General features: G+C 56.7%; 9 protein-coding genes and 1 pseudogene. 1 reads left to right on the forward strand and 9 read right to left on the reverse strand.

From position 1 onward, the window contains the following. Nucleotides 1-6 precede the first annotated feature (6 nt). From B0G52_RS03475 to B0G52_RS03495, 5 genes are all read right to left on the reverse strand, one after another. The gene (locus B0G52_RS03475; protein ID WP_094042132.1) at nt 7-1,719 is read right to left on the reverse strand and encodes an ABC transporter substrate-binding protein; all 1,713 of its coding nucleotides are present in this window, start codon (nt 1,717-1,719) and stop codon (nt 7-9) included. A gap of 114 nt (nt 1,720-1,833) precedes the next feature. Then, a complete protein-coding gene (locus tag B0G52_RS03480) occupies nt 1,834-2,925 on the reverse strand; it encodes a response regulator transcription factor (protein ID WP_158223565.1) in 1,092 nt (363 codons plus the stop codon). A 1-nt stretch (nt 2,926) separates the two neighbouring features. Continuing rightward, a complete protein-coding gene (locus B0G52_RS03485; RefSeq protein ID WP_094042134.1) occupies nt 2,927-4,705 on the reverse strand; it encodes a sensor histidine kinase in 1,779 nt (592 codons plus the stop codon). Between the two features lie 18 nt (nt 4,706-4,723). Further along, nucleotides 4,724-5,803, reverse strand: a complete 1,080-nt coding sequence (locus B0G52_RS03490) for a response regulator transcription factor (RefSeq protein WP_094042135.1) — start codon at nt 5,801-5,803, stop codon at nt 4,724-4,726. Between the two features lie 140 nt (nt 5,804-5,943). Continuing rightward, entirely contained in the window at nt 5,944-6,987 is a 1,044-nt protein-coding gene (locus tag B0G52_RS03495) for an alpha/beta hydrolase (protein WP_094042136.1), read from the reverse strand. A gap of 114 nt (nt 6,988-7,101) precedes the next feature. Between B0G52_RS03495 and B0G52_RS03500 the strand changes: the two genes are divergently transcribed. Next, nucleotides 7,102-7,875, forward strand: coding sequence for a helix-turn-helix transcriptional regulator (locus B0G52_RS03500; protein ID WP_094042137.1), 774 nt, complete (start codon nt 7,102-7,104; stop codon nt 7,873-7,875). A 181-nt stretch (nt 7,876-8,056) separates the two neighbouring features. Here B0G52_RS03500 and B0G52_RS03505 read toward each other — a convergent pair. The 4 genes and pseudogenes from B0G52_RS03505 to B0G52_RS03520 form a co-directional block, all read right to left on the reverse strand. Beyond that, nucleotides 8,057-8,215: pseudogene (locus tag B0G52_RS03505) on the reverse strand (carboxylesterase family protein); the annotation flags it as partial. 465 nt (nt 8,216-8,680) lie between these two features. Beyond that, on the reverse strand, nt 8,681-12,529 hold the full coding sequence (locus B0G52_RS03510; RefSeq protein ID WP_094042138.1) for a TIM-barrel domain-containing protein: 3,849 nt from the start codon (nt 12,527-12,529) through the stop codon (nt 8,681-8,683). A 76-nt stretch (nt 12,530-12,605) separates the two neighbouring features. Then, a complete protein-coding gene (locus tag B0G52_RS03515) occupies nt 12,606-15,884 on the reverse strand; it encodes a TIM-barrel domain-containing protein (RefSeq protein ID WP_094042139.1) in 3,279 nt (1,092 codons plus the stop codon). Between the two features lie 110 nt (nt 15,885-15,994). Next, nucleotides 15,995-19,543: a glycoside hydrolase family 31 protein gene (locus B0G52_RS03520; protein ID WP_094042140.1), complete on the reverse strand. Its 3,549-nt coding sequence runs from the start codon at nt 19,541-19,543 to the stop codon at nt 15,995-15,997. Nucleotide 19,544 lies beyond the last annotated feature (1 nt).

Genomic DNA, 19,544 nt, shown 5'->3' on the forward strand with positions numbered 1-19,544 from the left:
TTCGTCTTATTTACTCGTCCAAGCGTCTGCGCGCCATTTGAGTTGTTCGTTAACTCGATCCAAATAAGCTTGCGTATCCACTTTGCCCATTTGAGCGACGTACTCGGCCCATACTTCTTCGAATTTGTCCGGCTGGCTCAAGATCGCCTTCGGCAAGTACTTGAAATCCAAATCCTTCATCTTCTGATTGGCGACTTTCGCCGGGGAGCCTTCGATAAGATCAATGTTCCATGCCGGGTACGACACGCGGTTTTCCGGCGGAGTCGAGAAGAAGTCCGTCCACGTTTTGAAGCCGTAGGCCGTCAACAGCTCTTTGTCGATGTCCTTCAAGTTTGCGAAGAATTCGTCCGGCTGGTTGCCCGGACCGTCTGCGTTGCCGTCCGGATAGTTGCCTTCCAATTTAGGCAGGTAGCCCCAGAGCGATTCCGCCTTATACTTCTGCTTCCACGTAACGTCTTCTTGTTGTGTGCGCATTTCCGGCGTCCGATAGTAGAGGCCGTTGTCGCCGACGAGATAGTCGACGCCTTCTTCGCCCCAGTTGAGACGCTTCTGCCACTTCTCCGACAGCATCGTATCGATGAACTTGATGATTTTCACCGGATCCTCGGCATTAACCGTGATGCCAAATCCGTTGCCCAGGTTGATCGGCGGACGGTCAAGATAGTAGTCCTTCGTGTTTACGTCGTAGACGAGCGGGAACCCGACATAAGTACGTTCGAACTTGCCTTGAGAGACGAGCGAATCGTGAGCTTGCCCGAAGTTCCAGCGCTGATCGAACATCCCCAGCACGCGGCCGCTGGACAGCTTCGCCAAATACTGATCGTAGTTTTGCGCGAACGCTTCTTTATCCATCAGCCCTTTGGCATTGATTTCGCTCAGTTTGTTATAGTACGGCTTCGCTGTATCCGTAGCAGAATATAGCGTTGCAACGTTCGTATTCGGATCGACGAGAACGCCTCCGTCGTTCGGATGGCCGGCCAAATGCTGCGGCGCATTGCGCAGCCCCCAGTCGCGCCAGTCAAATGCGAGCGATGAGAACCCGATCGTCGGTTGACCGTCGATCTCAGGATACTTGGCCGCATAATCTTCAATCAGCTTGAAGTATTCGTCCAACGTCTGGATTTTCGGATAGCCGTTTTCTTTGAGAATCGCCTTCTGAATATAGAAGGCCGGTCCCATATAATCCGTCGGCTTGAAGTCGCCCTGATAAACCCCGTAGTTCGGCAGCCAGTAGATGTGACCGTCCGCCGGGTCTTTCAATTGTTCCCATACTTTTCCGAAGTGCTTCTTCAAGTTCGGCGCATTCTGCTCGATCAGGTCTTCCAGCGGAATGACCGCTTTGGCCGCTGTCAGCTTCGTATTTGCCGTAATCATGTCCGGGTAATCGCCGCCGGCGATCATAACGCCAAGCTTCTGCTCGATATCGCCGACCAGATATTCTTCCTTCAGCGTCACGCCGAGCTGCTCTTTAATTTCCTTGTAGATTTTGTTGTCGTCTGTCGGAATCGGCCCCGTAGCGGCCGTAAACAAAGAGATGGTGAACGGCTCCACTTTCGTGTCAGACGAGTTGGCTTCAGCCGAGGAAGCGCCCGGGCTCTGCGATGCCGGCGATGAGCCGCCCTCATTATTGCCATTGTTGGAGCAGCCTGCCGCAACGATACTGAACGTCAGAATCAGCATGAACAACCCTGAAGCTGCTTTTCTAGTGCGTACCCCCATGTGAAATCCTCCTTAGCGGATATGACGCAAGACGGCGCGCATTCGTCTTGCTGCATCTAATGTTAGCGCTTTCCTGGATGCGGTTACAATTCACAGATTAAATGTGTATCCCCCTCAAAAATCGGTTTCAGAAAGGGGGGCGCTTCTCCAGGCATCGTCTATCAACGCTCGGTATTCGGCCGGTTTCCTGCCCGTGCGCCGTTCGAAATGCTGCAAAAAGTGATGGTAGTGCGAATACCCGATCTGCTCTGAAATCGCGCTGATCGGCTCGGTGGTGCCGCGAAGCCTCTCGCACGCCTCGGAGATCCGCAAATCATGCATCCGTTCGAGTATTCCGCAGCCGAATTTTTCTTGATAAGCCTTCCCCAAATAAACAGGGTTCAAATAAAAACGTCCCGCTATGTCCCTGATGGATAGCGGGTTGCGATAATATTCGCAAATATACCGGTCTATCTCTGCTATCGTGCTGCCGGGCCTGCGCTCGCGAAGCGATTGCAGCGCTGCGACCACTTGCTCCATATACGAGAGAATTCGCATTCGCACGGATGCCAACCCGATATCCGGCTCGGGACTTAGCAGTTGGCACGGATCGCCGCCGGATTCGCGAATCAGCTTGCCGCACCTGACGGTCAAAGAGCCTGCGAACAGCTCCACCCATTCTGACGATCGGCTGTCCAACTCCTGGAACAAGCTGTCGATGACGTTCGCTGCCCTTTCCCTGTCCGCATCTTCAATCGCTTGCAGCACATCCTTCATCCGCTGCACGGCCAGAGTCGGGAGCGCCGTCTCTTCAGCGCCGTTGTCCGCCGCATGTCGGTACGCCCTGCTGACGTCCAATCGCACGCGAATCTGCGTCAGCACCTCAGCCGCCTCATCTCCGATAATCGGCTTCAGCAGATAGTGATGAACGCCGAGCTGCATGGCGCGTTTGGCGAACGCAAATTCACTATAGGCGCTGAGCACGATGAATTCAGCAGGAGCTGCACTCTCCCCTCGCAATTGTCCGATCAACTCCAAGCCGTCTACTTCCGGCATTCGGATATCCGTCACGATGACATCCGGCATCAGCTGGCGAGCCGTTGCCAGCGCCTCAGCGCCGTTCTCGCACACTCCGCAGATGCGAAAGCCGAGCCCTTCCCAATCCACAAACATTTGCAAACCTTCGATCGCCCAAGGTTCGTCATCTACCAGCAGCACCGAATACACGTCATATCCCTCCTTCCTCCGGGAACAGGGCAGGAATCCGAAAGCTGACTCGAGTTCCCTTGTCCGGCCGGCTGTCGATGTAAAAATCGACACGTTCCCCATAATGAAGCCGAAGTCGCTTATACACGTTGCGAATGCCCACGTTCTCATCCGAATCGAGACTTCCGTTCATCAGACTTCGGATTTCAGTTAACCGCTTCTCGTTCATGCCCTTGCCGTTATCTTCGATCTGCACATGCAGATATGCGTCCGCACGCCGGGCTTCAATTCGAATAACGCGCTGCCCCTTAACCGCCTGCAGCCCGTGCTTGCACGCATTCTCAACAATCGGTTGAATACACATTTTCGGCAGCAGGCAGCCTGCAGCTTCCTCTTCGATGTTAAAGACATAGTCAAAACGGTCCGAGAACCGAAACTTTTCGATTTTCAAATACATTTCCGTAAAATGAAGCTCATCCTGCAGCGTGACGGGAGAGTCGGTCCAACTGAGCATCCGCCGAAGCATTTGGGACAAGTTGCGGATAATGTCGGTGACTTCCGTGTAGCCGTTCTTGACGCTGACGACGAGCAGAGCATTCAGCGTGTTGAACAGGAAATGAGGATTTACCTGGCTTTGCAGCAGCTTCATCTCCGCGCGAATCCGCTCCAGCTCCATATCCTTCTGTTGAATCTCGAGCTTGTAGACATCGTTAATGAGCGACTCAATCTGGGCCGCCATCCGGTTGTAGCTGCGAATCAGCCCGCCGATCTCGTCCTTTCCTTCACGCAGTACGATCAGGTCAAACTTCTCGTTCTTTGCTTTCTCCATGTGGCGGGAAAGCCGGCGAATCCGGTAATTGTAGGAACGCAGCATGATGAAAATAAGCGAAGTAGGCAGCAGCGTGCTAATGGCAGCCAACATCCAGATGAAGTGCCTGGAGCTCTGGACAGCCGTCTGGAAGCGATCCTCTTCCGCTATACCGACAAGCTTCCAATCGCGGATATAGGAGGGGGTTCCGAGGGGGCTTCGAAACATCAAGTCGTCGTCCCCGTAGTTGTCCTGCAATACGGCCTTCTGCAAATATTGAGAGGAGGGGAAGAGCACCTGATTTTGCGGACCCAGCATGTTGATCGTCATGTACGGCTCCTCTTGCTCCAGAATCTCGTCGAAGCTGCTGAGCTTAAGATCAATGCGCAAATACTTGGCATAACGTCCGAACATCGGGTACTCGTTCAGCCTGCGCACGATACTGAAGTATCCTTTACTCGCTTTCGCGTTAATCGGATCGACATCGGTGTACATCAAAACATTGACTGCCGACGAAGAGGCGGAAGCCGCTTCATACCACGGGGTGCGCTTCGCCGCCTCGTCCAGAATAAAGAAATTGCTCCCGGCCACGAGCGTTGGATTTTCCGTAAACACTGAAATATTCTCGACATACGTATAGGCGGACATGAACGGCCTCATCTTGCCGGTCAGCACATTATTGAAGCTTTCATAGAAATCGACAATATCGGCGTATTCCATGTCCAGCACTTCGTACAGGTTGCGATCTGTCGCGATAGAATGGCTCAGCGTTACTCCGCCTTCGATCATATCTGTCGTCTTCTTGGCTGCTCGCTCGATCGTGATTTGAAGATTGTTCTGTTCCCGAGTCTGTATATTCTCCGACATCTGCCGGAAAAAGAGGACATTGATCGTTAAGATCGGCAGCAGGACGCAAAGGAGGTAAATAAGCGTGAACTTCCATTTGAGCGGAATGTTGTTGACGAAGCTGAGCCAGACGATCGGCTTGCGCATGCGGATGCCTCCTTCGAATCAGCCATTTTTGTATTGAGAGGGGGGCATGTCCATCCATTGCTTGAATTTTGCGGCGAATTGTTCGGGATCGGCGTATCCGACCGTCCGGGCTACGTCGGCAATTTTCAGATCGGTTCGCCGCAGAAGCCTGCGGCTGGCCTCGATGCGCGTGCGGTGAACGTAATCGAGGAACGACATCCCCGTCTGCTTCTTGAACAACTGACCCAAATACGCGGGCTGAAAATGAAGCATTTTCGCAACGGACTGCAATTGAAGCGGCTCGCAGTAGCGCTCCCGGATAATTCGGGCCGCCTCCCCTACGGGACCGGTCATCGCCTTCTGCCGCGTCAATTGCTCCACCGTCTCGCGGGCAAACGACGCTAAAATATCGGGCCAGCGCTCCGGCCTGTTCGGCAGAACCGGAAGCGAGAGAGCGTGTTCGTCATCCGGAGCCGGGTTTGTCATCTCTCCCTCCATCACTTTCCAGATCAATTCCAACAACACATGCGATAAGAATGCCTTGCTCGCCTCCCTATCCCCCCTGAACGAAAGCTCCATTTGGCTGCACAGCCTTCCAGCCGCTTCGTCAATCGCCGCCCCGTCGCCGGCTTGAATGGCAAGCAACAGACTGTCCTCTGCGGTGAACAACGGATCGTCGGCATCCGGGACATTCCATGCCGCTGCCAGCGGCAGAGCCGCAGGGGACAAACCTGCATCCTCCCTGTCTGGACGAGACCACTCCTTGCTCAGTTTTCCGAGTGTGGCGTTAATTTCCTCCACGTCGATGGGCTTTAGCCAGTAATCGAGCACTCCGCACGTCAGCGCCTTCTGGGCGAAGGAGAAATCATCGTGCCCGCTCAGAACGATGAATCGGCACGGCGCGTTCAGCACCTTCGTGCAGTGCTCGATCAACTGCAGCCCATCCATGACCGGCATGCTAATATCCAGCACGACCAGATCGGGGTTCAGCTCCTGAATTCGATTCAGCGCTTCTTCCCCATCGCATGCTTCACCGCAAATGCGGAAGCCGTGGCTTTCCCAATCGATCATGAACGCTAACCCTTCCAATACAAGCGGTTCGTCGTCAACGAGCAGCACGGTGAAGATGGGGATCCTCTCCCTCCGAAATAATCCTCATTGTCCCATGGTGATGAATGCATTTAGCCGATCCGCCTGGGCGGACGGGTCCGCAGTGTAGATGTGCGCAACCAGCGGTTTGTGAGGCTGGGGTGCTTGGTTCATTCCAAATCGTTCCTTGCTTGATTTATTTTTTGAATAAAATGATACGCCCCGTTGTACCACACGTTGAAATCATGAACGCCGTCCTTGATTGTGACTTGGTAATGCTCATCGAGATAATCCCCCGCAACGTCCACAAGCCCGTCGCTCGATTGCTCATAGCAATCGAGCGATATTTCATCGGCATCTCCGCATGTCATATACAGCAGCTTGAGCCTGTTGCCGCTCAAAGCGATGCTCGAGCCCAGAAATCTGCCGTTGCTCGAAGTAGGGGCGTTAGAGAATGCGCCGACATAAGCGAACAGATCGGTCATTCCTTGCGCGGGAACAGTCTCGGTTAGCCCGTTTTTCCAAACACTCTCCATTCCTGCAATCGCTGCGGAATCGCACCGATAACCGCCGAGAATCAGATTCAGTGTCTGCATGCCGCCCATGGACAGACCTGCGATTGCCCTGTGCATACGGCTGTATTCAACCATCTTCGGAGCGCTCTCCCGAATATTCGCATAGGTGTTGAACGTAGATTCTATGAACGGAATCAGATCGTATCTCAGCTCATAATCGAAATAGTAGAAGCCAAGCATGTTGGTTCCTTCCGGGTTGAACGTACAATCCGTCCAGTCATGCGAGCTTCTTCCATTCGGCATCACGACGATGAGCGGATCGATATCGCCGCCAGCGATGAGATTGTCCAACAGATTGCACAACAGATATTTGCCATCCTCAATCCCTGAGCCGCGCAGCCACTCGTATTCGTCTCCGCCTACACCGTGAAGCAAGTACAATACATGGTAACGGGTATGCAGATCTGATTGTTCGTAACCGGCCGGGAGATAGACGCTGCAGGATTTCTGAATTGCCGCTCCGCTAACCGTTGCTCTTCCCGCTTCCCCTGCATCGATTTCCCGCTCCGTCACCAACTGGCGCGACGAGTTGATGTAGTGTTTTACCGGATACACGACCTCACGCACTTGGCCTTGCTTGCCGTCCGCAGCCGCACTCAGGTATGCGTCGGGAATCCCTGTCCTGTTCAAACCTTTCATTGTTTACCTTTGCCTCCTATCACTTGGCGGTGTACAACTCCGTTCCCATTCCGATCCTCATGCGCATTTTTCTCGCTATGGTATATTAAAGACATGCTACAGGGAGGGATACGGATGACCCATATTCACTATGTTGAATGCAACACGTCGCACTCCAGCAATTTTGTAATCGACGTTCCCGTTGGCGCTCACTGGTTATTGGTCATTACCAAAACCCCCGCGCAATTCTGGGTCAATGGCGCTCTCAAGGAATATCCCGCTCACAGCGCCATTCTGTATCGGCCATCGCAGAAAGTCTACTACCAGGCCTGCGCCGAATCCTTCGTCAATGACTGGATTCGCTTCGAATCCGATGAAGCCTATATCACGGAATCGCCGCTTCCGTTCGGCGTTCCCTTCTCCTTGAACGATCCGGAATACTGCCGAAAACTGTTTGAGCTGTTGGTCATCGAACATAACTTTAATCGAGATTACAAGGAATCTTCCATCGACTGTTTGTTGCGAACATTGTTCAATAAACTATTGGAATCCATCTTCCAGGAAGACATTACGCCCCAATACTACAATCTATTGAGACTTCGTACGGCCATTCAAAACCATCCCGGCGATTACTGGACAATTGCGAAAATGGCGGATTATCTTCGAATCAGTCCAGGCTACCTCCAGAGCATTTACAAGAAAACCTTCGGTGTTTCCTGCATGGATGATGTCATTAACAGCCGAATCCGAATCGCCAAGGAGTATTTGATTCATAGCACCCAGAGCGTTGCCGAGATCGCTTCTCGATGCGGCTATCAGAATGTAGAGCACTTCTGCAGGCAATTCAAAAAGATAACCGGCTATCCGCCAAGAAAATTCCACAAGCACGCCGCTGATCAGACCGATTGAATGGGGGATTGTCGCCGAGGTCGGCATTCGTCTGCGCAGCAATGCGAATCGCATATTCGATTGCGCTCACCGAAGCCTTCCTCTTGATCTCTTCGATTTCGGCTGACTGTGCGCCGCAAAGCTCCAGAAACGTATCGGCATCTTCGCCAAGCATGTCCGCGGCCAGCCTTATGAAATCGTGGCGATAGTTGATAGTGACCACCACGATGCCCCGTCTGGCAATGCGTTCTCCGTCAAACTCCATTTCGGCCGTATGGCCGACCTGCAGTCCTCCGCCAAAATGCCATACATATACCGGCAGTTTTTCATCCGGATGCTTGGCTGGCGTCCACACGTTGTTGAAAACGCTTTCTAGAATATGCATAAGGGGGCTCGTCGACAATGCAAAGCATTGCTGGCAGCTCTCCAAGCCGTGCGTTCCTATGCCTTCCCCGCTTTCATCCCAAATTTTAAGCGGCCAACCTGATTAAAACAATGATATATACCCATATATAATTGATCTATACTGAGATGAATTTAAGCGAGTTTCTGTTAATTGTATTTCGTTCGGATATGGGAGATACGTCGGAATCCCCGGTTGTTCAAGGAGGCAGGGTTAGCGCAGCAAACGGAGGTTGGAGGAATTGCAACCGTGGTGGACAGGTATAAGCATGTATCTCCTGGAGGCCTTGACCGATCCTGGAATTACCTTGATTTTAGGATCGGACTCTCGCGCAACGCAGGAGATACATGTACGGCACATCCTTAACGATTATCTTTCCGTACGACTATTTTTACCTGGGGACAGCCCGTTATACGAAAGCCCTTATTGCTGCGTCAAACGAACGTCATCGATATGCAGAGTCGTCCCGCCGGGAGAGTCGACATAGAAGCCGACGTCGACGACTCCGGAAGTGACATAGATGTTATCGATGCGGATCGTCTTCCACACGCCGTCGTTCGAAATGTTGTAATACTGCACGCTGCCTCCGTAATTGGAAATTTCGGCGCGCGCCGTCGTCGGAGCGGTATTGCTCAGCCGCACTCGCGCTTCGAATCTGTAGTTCGCGTTGTTGACGGGGACGGATACCTCTTGATGAATGCTTTGCTTGTATGCCCCGGGAGCGTAGAAATACGCTCGCTGCCATCCGGTCGAAGGCGCTTCCGGCGGATTCGTTCCTTTGCCGCTGTCAATGCCGTAGGCAAGCGCCTGCCCTCCGGGATGCCACTCGGTCCAGTTGCTGTTGAACGCCGTATTGCGCTCGAATCCGGGATTGTCCAGCAGATTCGTCTCCGAAGCTGCCGGAACGACAGCCGTCGGCGAGACCAGAATGCGGTCCAGATTGACGCCGCCCGTATCTCCCGTATCGTACTTGACCGCTACGATGTTCGTACCCGCGTTCAGGCTGACCGTCTCCGTCTTGTCCTGCCAGACGTTCCAATTCACGGCCGGGCTGGACAAGCTGAGCTGGCTATCTTTCACGCCGTTGGCGAATAGGCTGACCGTCTTCGCCGAGCCCGAGCCGTTGGCATACCTTAACGCGATCTCGTAGCTGCCGGCGCTCGGAGCTTCCACCTGGAATTCGGCGGCAGCGCCCGGCGAGCCGAAGCCGTCCACGAATGCCGAGCCCGAATAGAACCAGTGGTCCTCGTTCGTGGAGGCGCCGCCGGACAGCTTGGCGTTCTCGGCTTCGTACTTGGCCTGGATCGGATCGAAAGGCACCTCGATATAGTCCAGGTTCACATTGCCGGTATCCCCGCTGTCGGCATCGTACTTGTACGTAATCGCGTTGCGGCCTGCCATGAGCGGCAGCGTCTCCGTCTGCGTCGCCCACGTATCCCAATTCGCCAGATGACCGAGCGACGTCGTCTTCACGCGCGCTCCGTTGACGAAAACGCTGATCGTCTTGGCCGCTCCGGTGGCATTCGCATAGCGGAGCGCCACCTCGTAATCCCCTCCGGCGCGTACGTCCGCATAGAAGGTTGCCGCCGCTCCCGAGTTGTCCAATCCGTCTACGAAGCCGCTTCCGGCATAACCCGAGTGGTTCGTATTCACGCCAGCCATCGTCGCCGTCGTATCCCCGGACAGCGACGCTTCCTCGGCCTCGTATGCGTAAGCGGTCGACGCGACGCTTCCGTTGCCGGAGACGACGATGTTCTTGGCCGAACCCGCTCCCGCGGCCACCTTGACGTAGGTGACGAGGCCGTAGACGTCTCTGCCCGTGCTCCAGCCTTCCCCTCCGGCCGCTTTCAATGCGTTCAAATCGGCGTAGGAGGCGAGCGCGCTGCCGTTCAGCGTCGCGCTTGTGCCGGCTTTGCCATGGAGCTTCACCAGATAGTAATCGACGTCCGGCACATACGTTCCGGATTTCGCTCCGACGGAGAACGAGTACCCGCTTCCGCCGTTGTCTTGAGCAGTCAGCGTCTGCTCGAAGGTCGCTCCGCCTTCGTAATCGTACGTCGTGCCGTCATCTTCATAATAAGCGAAGCTCGTCGCCGTCGCGGACGGGAAAACGTCGACGTTCACCGTATCGACGGCCCGTTGACCGACGTAATCCTGCGCTTGCTGCGACGGGATGATGGCCCCCTGCTTGATAAATACCGGGATGTCCGTCCAACTCTCGGAGTTCAGCGGGTAGTGGATCGTCTGCCCTCCCGCGTAGGTGACACCACGGAAGTAGTCGGTCCAAGTCCCCGCCGGCAAATAAATCGCCTTGCTCTTCTGCTGCTTGTCGACGACCGGAGCGGCCATGAGCCAGTCTCCGAACATCCAGGCGTCTGTCCGGTTGGCGACGTTGGCATCCGCCGGGTAATCGAACGCAAGCGGCCGGACCAGCCCGACTCCGTCCTCGTACGACTTCCGCTCATAGGCGTACAGGTAGGGCAGGAGAGAGTAGCGGAATTGAATGGCGCTCTTGCTGACTTCCTCCGCCGTCGATCCGTAATACCAAGGCTGGCGCTGTTGATTGTAGTTGCCGTGCACCCGGAACACCGGAGTCATCGCTGCGAACTGCAGCCATCTGGCGTACAGCTCCGGCGTCGGATTGCCGATCGTGCCGTTCTCTTGGTTAAAGCCGCCGGCATCCATTCCCCACTTGGCCTGCCCCAGGTTGACCGAAGACAGCATGACAGCGCGCTGCTCCTTCATTCCCGAAGCCCAAGGGACGTGCTCGCCCTTCTGAAACTGAATGCCGATGTCTCCCGACCACAGCGTCGTCGCGTAACGCTGGGCTCCCGGATAATACGTGCGCGCCGTCTGCCATACCCGGAGCGCGTCGTCGGTGTACGCCCGCTGGCCTTCGTAGAAAGCCTGCGACCAATGGCCGGTCATGAAATTCCCGAACCAATATTGCGCCATGCCCGAGGAGACTTTGTCCGTCTCGTCGTTCCACCATCCGACGATGCCTTTGTTGAACGCGTCTTCGGAGTTCTGCCATAGCCACGTTCGGGCGTTCGGATTGTAAGGATCGACGCTGCGGACGGTAACGGGAATAAAATAGTCCGTATACTCGGAATGCCCTGGATACCAATAGCCGCCCGCTTGCGCGTCGTCGTATTGATCCGTCCGGTTGTTGCCGAAGTCCAACGTGACGACGCGCGGCTTCGTAATGCCGATCAGCTTGATTCCTTTGGCGTCCATGTCGCTCTTGAGCGAATTCGTGGACGCGTCGGGGAAATTCGCCGTATTCCACTTAAACTCCCCGTAATGATCCTCGCCGTACTTTTTCCAATCGTAATCCAGCGCATAACCGTCGATCGGGATATTTTTCGCCCGGTAGAGCTCGACCGCCTCCTCCAGCTCGTCCTGATCGATGCCCCACTCGAAATTGCTGAATCCGAGCGACCACTTCGGCATGAGCGGAGCCGCTCCGCTAATCTTCGAATATGCGCCCATGATCTGATAAGGATCGCCCAGCATGATATAGTACTCCACGTTCGATTTCGAGTAGCGTCGTCCTTCCGTAGGCGTCCCCCCGTAGTAGAACTCCAATTGTCCCGTAGTCGAGTTCGTATACGGATAACCGCCGTCGCTGTCGACCAGAACGCCGTAGCCGGCCGTCGACCAGATGAACGGACCTCCCGCGTCGCCCTGCTCCCCGGCATGCGCGGCATGATCGCTGTCGTTCCGCAAAATGTCGCCCTCGCCGTCGAAGGCGTTATAGCTGCGGATTCCGTACAGGTTGTGCCCCGTCGAGTGCTGGAACCTTACCCCGTCGTAGAAGACGCCGCCGCCGGACGGCTCCCATAGCAGCGTCGTCCCGTCGGCTTTCTTGACCGTCATCCTTGCCGGAGTTTTGGCGATCTCGATTCTCATCTCGGAGGTCGTGATCAGAATCGGATCTCCAGACGTATTAATCGTCGCCCCTACCGCGCTCCATGTGCGGTTCGGATCGATCATCGGCGTGCTGGCGCTTGAAGCGACGCCGTTCGGCCGATAATTCACCTTCAGAATGTTGAGGTCCGCCGCCAAAATTTCCAGAATGTCGTCGTTCGGCTCGGCGCCGTTGTCAATGGTCAGCGTGAGCGCGTCTCCCGTTACGGACGCGCCGATCACATTGCCCAGAGCGCTAACGTACGCACTCGTCTTCGCCGGCGGATAGATCGACAAGGTCGACAAAACCAGGCTGAACATCAGCGCGACGAGAAAAGCACTCCTACACTTCTTTCCGATCATAAGAACATACCCACCTCTCCTATTGGATGAACTCTCGCCATTCGGATCGTGACGCGGGCTTCCTTATTCCTGTTCCCTATTCCTTGATCGTAATGTTGTCCAGATTGATGCCCAGCGAATTGCCGTGGTCGTACTGCAGCCATATCTCGTTATGCCCGGCATTCAGAGAGAGGGTCGCCGTCGCCGTTCCCCAAGTATCCCAGTTCGCCGTCGCAGGCATCGAGAGCGTCTGAATGTTCGCACCGTTCACGTAGATTTGCCTGGAGGCCGTGCCGGCCGCGGAGCTGTATCTGAAGTCGACATCATAGGAGCCTGCCGCATCCACGTACACATCGAACAGTACCGCATCCCCTGTGCTGGCGAATCCGTCTACGAATCCGGTTCCGATATAGCCCGTATGGTTCGTATTCGTAGATACGTTTACCTGCGTCGCGTATTCGGCCTCATACTCCGATTTGTGAACGCCGTTCAGAACGACAGTGCGAGTGGAGCCGCCGGAAGCGACTTTCACGTAAACAAATTTCTCCGCTGCGCTGTAATACCAGCCTTGCGAGTTGGCATTCAGCGCGCCTAAGCTGCCGTACTCGGTAAGCCCGGACCCTCCGACCGTGACGGAAGACGGCTTCGTCGTGTACACCTGCAACGTGCTCGCCGTACTGATCGCCGGCAGCGTTACGGTGACCCGATTCAAGTCGTACTCCTCGTCCGAGAAGATCGTCTTGACGGAGCCGCCGATATCGTCGTTCCAGTCATAGGACGTGCTGCCGGCCGGATAGACCCGGAACGTCAAGTTCGTATAGCTGGTCAGACTGTTGCCGATTGTGCCTCCCAGCGCATAGTTCGCGTTCAGGTTCATTGGGATGATCGCGCCGGATTTCACGAACACCGGGATGCTGTCGACGTCCGCGTAATAGGAGATTTCCCGTTCGCCCGGTCTTGCGGCACCGTAGAAGAAGTCGATCCATTCTCCCTCCGGAAGATAAATATCCTTGTTCGTGACGCCTTGATCCACGATCGGCGCTACGAGCAGGTTATCCCCGAACAAATACTGATACTGATAATCCGGATCGTAAGAGTTCGCATCGTCCGGATATTCGAGGAACATCGCTCTCATGAGCGGCACGCCGGTGGCGCTCGTCTTCGTCGCTTCGCTGTAGATATAAGGAAGCAGGTTCATCCGGATGTTCATATACTTGGCGAAGTGACTGATGACCGTGCCGTCGCCGCTTCGCGTCTGCACGTTCCACGGCGTTCTCTCCTCGTTGACCGGCGGATTGGATTTCTCCGAGTGAATCTGGACGACCGGCGCGAATACGGCCATTTCCACCGAACGCTTGTACAGCTCCGAGGAAGGGAATGTTCCCGTAAAGCCGCCGAGATCCCAGCTCCAATAAGGGACGCCGGACATATTCGCGGTCAAGCCCGCCAGAATCGACTGCTTGATCGTGCCGAAGGTCGACTCCTGATCGCCCGCCCAGAATGCCGGATACGCGCCGACGCCCGTCGTGCCGGCCCGGCTGAACGAGATCGTCTCCCCGCGCTTGGACTTGGCGTAGTCATAATAAGCGCCGATATACAGATTCGGATACAGATTCCGCATCTCGTCGCCTTTCTTGCCATTGGAGAACGTCGTATTTTTGCCCCATACCAGCTCTCCGCCGTCCGTCTTGAAGCCGTCAATGCCGATGTCGTCGAACAGGTAGGAGCGCTTCGACATCCACCAATTGACCGCCGCGGAGTTCGTGAAGTCCAGAATCGGGCTGCTGCCGAACCAACCGTCCGGGGTTTTGTAGGCTCCGCCGAATCCGTCTCCTACCGCATAGCCTTGGGAGATCATGTAGGCCTCATCGTTATCCTTCTGCGCATACGGAGAGCCCGTATGCTTGATCGCCGGCGTCTGCCAGAGCAGCACCTTCAGCCCGGCGGCATGAATGTCGTCGACCATCCCTTCCGGGTCCGGCCACTTGGTGCCGTAGGTGAAATCGCTCGAGGAGAAAGCGTCGCTGCCGGCCTTCGGCGTGTAGGTGGAATCGTTCCAGATATAGAACGTCTCCTCGTCGCTCCACTGCTCCAGCACGAGAGTCGTCGCCGGAATGTTGTACGCGCTCAGATTGCTCAGCACGCCGTCGATTTCCGATTGACGGTCCCATTCGTTGGCGGACAGCCACAATCCGAAGCCCCATTTCGGCATCAGCGTCGGCTTGGCCGTCGTATCGGTATAATTGTCGATAACGTCCTTCAGGTCGTCACCGGAATAAAAATAATAATCGAGCATCGAGTTCGCGCTTCCACCCGTATCTACGGTGAATCCGTACATATCGGAGCGAACCGTCGCCATCTTGAACTTGGAGTAGTAGGTGCTGTTGGCGAGAATGCCGTAGCCTCTGGAGCTGATAAAGAAGGGGATCGCGAGGTAGGTTCTTTCGTTCTGGTTGAGGTATTGGTTGTAGATGTAGGTCTCGATGTCCTCTCCCCGCTTGTCGAAGTTGTCGTACCGTTCGCCAAAGCCGAAAAACTTCTCATCGGATGGGGAGTAGAAATTGTCCTCGACCTTGTCGATAATGGCGGTGCCGTCCGTCAGCCACGCCATATTCCGGTTAATCGCGCTGTCGTACTGCCTCGTGATGAGCGTCGTCCCGTCCTCCTCGTACACGCTGAGCTTGAAGGGAGACTTGTCCACTCTCAGCACGAGCTCGGACGTCGCGACCGTATAATACGCGCCGTGATCCGTCAGCGTATAATTGGTCAGCCCGGAATCGAAGCTGCCGGCGCCCGTTGGGGACAGCTGCACCCGGAACACGTCGTCCGCGGCGAACGAGATGTTCAGCTTGGGCGACAACGTTCCCGTATCCGGCACCGCGTCGAACACGACGCGGTCGGAGTTGTCCGTATAGCCGCTCACGCCGGCTACCGACTCCCAGCCCGTAACGGTGAACTCGAATGGCCCTACCGTCTTCTGATTCGTGCCGTATTGGTCGGCGCGAACCGTATAATTAATGACATCGCCTTTCGCGAAGCTGCCGAGCGCGACTTCCCAATACGTATCTCCGCCGCTGTTGTACTGCCATGATCCGTTAATGACGGATTGGGGCACGCCGTTCTTCGTCCACGTGACCCAGACGGCTTGTCCGGGTTCGATCGGCCAAGTCTTAAGCTTGATATACACGTTCTCTCCCGCGACCGGGTCCTGCGGATAACGCTCCGTCACTTCCGCGACGTAACGGTCCTCCAGTCCGTACGGGCTGTGCCATACTCCATCGATCGCGAACGCACTCGGAACGGAAGACAGAAACAACAGCAAAGCCATCACCGGATAAGCAAGCCGCCTTCTGATCGTCTTCAGTCTGTTCGTCATCATTCTCGCTCCTCGCTAAAATGGATTGTAAGCTGCGGGTCTATCGATTACAGCTCTCCCAAGATGCCAAGCCCGGGCATCACCTCCCTTCGTGAACCGGCCGCGCCGGCTTATTGTTGGCCCAACTCTATCGTGAAAACATAGTCGCCTTGCCCCGCGCAGACGAGCGCCTCGCCCTCTCTGGCACGCCAACTCCCTGCGGATAGGTCGCCAGCCGCATCCGCGTGCCGCCAGCTTTGCCCGGCCTCCGTCACATTAACGGCTTGCCGCTCTAATCCCCGGAACAGGAGCGTTATCGGAGCCTCGCCGCCTTGCACTTCGACCCGAGCCTCTACCTCTGCGCCGCTCTTGGATACGGTCAGGTCAATGACGCAGCCCGCTTCGTCCTCGAAGCGATAGACCAGGCTGTCCGTCGCGTAGATCATCAAGGTGAGATTCGCATAGCGGTCCACCGCGTTCCCCACGTCGTCCGCCAGCTCGCGGGCAGCGCCGAGATTGAGCGGCACGACAGCGTTCTCCCTCAGATAGACCGGAATGTCCGACCAGCCGGCTTCGACCGTATCCGTCCGCGGACCGACGACGATTTCCGAATCGAACAGCGACAGCCAACGACCCTGCGGAAAATAAACCTCAGTCTCCAGGGCGCCTTCCTGCGCCACGGGAGCGACGAGCAGATTGTCTCCAAACAGATATTGCGTCGTCAGATCCGCGCATTTCTCATCGTCCGGGTAGGCGAGCAGCATCGCGCGCATCAACGGATATCCCGTGGCTGCGCTCTTTCCGGCCTGCTCCCACACGTACGGCAGCAGGTTCATCCGGATATCGGCGAACCGCTTGTACAGGGACAGAACCTCCGGTCGTCCCGTGCGTTCCGCGATGTTCCATGGCGTGCGGTCCATGTTGAACTGTCCTTTGCTCTCGGCGTGGTACTGCATGACCGGACAGAACGCGGCCATCGCCGCCGAGCGAACGTACAGCTCCGCCGTCGGAATGTCTCCCGAGAAGCCGCCCAGATCCCAGCCCCAGAACGGGATGCCCGACATGCCGCAGCTCAGCCCGGCGACGATCGTTGCGCGGAACGCCTCGAACGTAGATTTCTCGTCGCCCGCCCAGTGCAGCGGCATCGCCTGAGCCCCCGTATACCCTGCGCGGCTGAACGTAATCGCCCCTCCGGCCACATAACGGTCCGCGAACTGCTGGAACGCGGCGATGTAGCTGTTCGGATATTCGTTGCGCATCTCCGCGCCGCTCCGCCCGTCATGGAATTGCAGGTCCGAGCCGTAGATGCACTCCCCGCCGTCCGTCTTGAAGCCGTCGATGCCGATGTCCTCCAGCAAATATTGCCGTTTGCCGAGCCACCAGGCTGCGGCGTCCGGGTTCGTGAAGTCCGGCACCAGACTCCCTCTGAACCATTCGTAATCAGGGATGCGGTATGGGCTGCCGTCCGCATGCCGCACCTCGTACGCCTGCTCCACCATGTACCGCTCGTCCTCGTCCCGCTGGACGTGAGCGATGCCATCCATAAACTTCATCACGGGAGCCTGCCACAGCAGAACGCGGATGCCCTGCCCGTGGATTCTCTCGACCAGCTTGCGCGGATCCGGCCATCTCCCCCAAGCCGGAAAACTAAAATCATCGTATGCGAATCGTTCCGAGCCCGACTTCGTCTCATACCCCGCATCGTTGAAAATGTAAAACGACGACTCGTCGCTCCACTGCTCCAGCACCATAACCGTAGACGGAATAGCGTGCTCCGCCGTTCGCGCCAGCTGTTCGTCCACTTCCCGCTCGCTGTCCCAGTTATTGCTGGACATCCAGGGGCCGAACGCCCATTTCGGCGGCAGCTTCGGCTTGCCCGTCAATTCGGCGAACGTGCCGACGAGCTCAAGCGGCTTGCCGGCGAACAGCCAGTAATCGACGGCCTGCCGCTCCCGCCCCGCGTCCGCCTCGATCTGCATGAGATCCTCGCGAACGGTGCCGAATCGGAATACCGAATAGAGCGAGCTTTGCAGGTAGAGACCGTATCCGGCGGAGCTGTAGACGACGGGCACCGGAATGTACGTCCGGAAGCCCTGGTCCTTATATTGGTTAAAGACGTAATTGTCCAGTTCGCAGCCGCGGAATTCCATCCGGGCGAATCTCTCTCCCATACCGTACAACCGCTCCCCGTCCTTCAGAGCGAAGTTGAGCCGCAGCTTATAGACCGTTCCCGTCCGATCGATCAACGCTTGGAAAGGCGCTGCTTCATCCTGATCGAAGCTCGTCGATACAAGATTGCCTTGCTCATCGAACGCCTTCACGGCGAACCGACCGCCGTTCACGCTCACCTCCGCGCTTCCGACGCGGCAGCTTCCTTCCTCCTTCCACTCCTGCGCGGCGAGGTTATCCCCGTCGATCAGTTCCAGCCGGAACGACACCGCTCCGCTCGGATGATTCCTCGCCTCCAGGCAAGGCGCCGGGCCCGACTCCGTCAGCGGCTCGAAGCGAACCGCAGCACCGCCCGATTCCGTCCCCGCAATCCCCGCCGGTCTGGACAGATTCGCCCAGCGCAGCACCTCGAACGGATACCACTCCGACGCCTCCCCCGCGCCGCCCGGATTACGAACGAACCGATAGCGCACCTGCTCAACCTCTGCGAACGGCGCCAGCTCCGCTTCCCAGTACTGTTCTCCGGTCTCGTTCTCCACCGCTTGCATGTTCAGGAAGGTTGACGCGCTTGCTCCCGCGACGACTTCCAGGACGATGTCGTCTTCCGGCCGGAATGGCGCGGAAAAAGTTCGGATGACGACCTTCTGCGCAACAGTGACAAGCCGGGGATAGCGTTCGTTGTTGCCCGACTGATACGGACTTTCCCCGCCGACCGGCGCATGGATGAAGCGTATGCCCGCATCCCCCTCATTCTGAGCCTCTCCCGGGATAAAACCCGGCGATTTGATCGCAAGCTGGTCCTCGGCCCAAGCGAGGAAGGCGTTCGCTTCGCCTTCGGACAGCGCCGCCGCCCGGTCGCGCAGCGTGCGGGCGCGGCCGATCGCCCCGACTTCACCGTAGTAGCCGGCCAATAGCCCGGCCTCCTCGGCCCCTCCGACCCGATCGGGGTCAAGACGCCCGAGCGCCTCCAGCATCGCGAGATCCCCGGCGCTGAGCAGGCCGAACGGCACCGCGGCGGCCACGATGTCCGCCCATACCTCGTCCGACCCTTGGCGGCTGACGAAATGCTTGCCGTGCATGAACGAAGCGAACGTCGCCTCCCGAATATCCTTGCACAGCTTCTGCGCAGCGTCCGATCGATAGACGTTGCCTATCGATCTTAATGCGGCGTAATAGAGAGCCAGGTTGCTCAGATAGACGTCCGGTTCCTCGTCCCACAGCCAGTGCGCATCGGCCGCGTTCCAATTGTCGGCGATGCTTGCGACCGCCGCTTCGATCAGCTCGGAGTAACGCGCAAGAAGTTCCCGTTCCCCGCCGCGGTTCACGTATTCCCCGACGATCCACAGCCAATAAGCCTGCTCGCGAGGGGAGGAATCCGGACCGGCCGCTCGCTCCGCAACCTTTTCCAGCCATGGTCCGACTTCCCTCACAATCCCCATCTTCATTCCGCCGAACCGGAGAAGCGCCCCGTCCCTGAGCGCGTCGTGCAGCACCTGTCTCGTCTTGTTCATC

This window comes from Cohnella sp. SGD-V74, from assembly GCF_003001675.1.
GTDB lineage: Bacteria > Bacillota > Bacilli > Paenibacillales > Paenibacillaceae > Cohnella.